At 61.5% G+C, this 278-nt stretch carries 1 protein-coding gene; it reads right to left on the bottom strand.

Annotated elements, in window-relative coordinates; genetic code table 11:
- On the bottom strand, positions 1-196 hold a 196-nt coding region (locus EE949_RS08485), incomplete at its 3' end, for a helix-turn-helix domain-containing protein (RefSeq protein WP_164666734.1).
- Between the last annotated feature and the right edge of the window lie 82 nt (positions 197-278).

Genomic DNA, 278 nt, shown 5'->3' with positions numbered 1-278 from the left:
TACCTCCAGTGATCTGCTTCGCCAACGCCGCATGCCCCTTGGCGGTGCGCTCGAACAACTCGACGCCCACCCAGCTCTCCAGCGCCCTGATCCGTCGGCTGAACGCGGGCTGAGTGACATGCCGCGCGTCGGCGGCACGTGAGAAATTTCCGCTCTCGGCGAGGGCGTTGAAGTCCTCCAGCCACACGAGTTCCATGGGTGATGCCTTGTACACATAGGGTGCTGCATTAATAGCATTGGCTCCGATTTCGCGTCCAGCCCTACAGTCTGTGCGTACC

The organism is Pseudomonas viridiflava (assembly GCF_900602065.1).
Classification (GTDB): Bacteria; Pseudomonadota; Gammaproteobacteria; order Pseudomonadales; family Pseudomonadaceae; genus Aquipseudomonas.
This window is presented reverse-complemented; position numbering and strand designations above follow the sequence as displayed.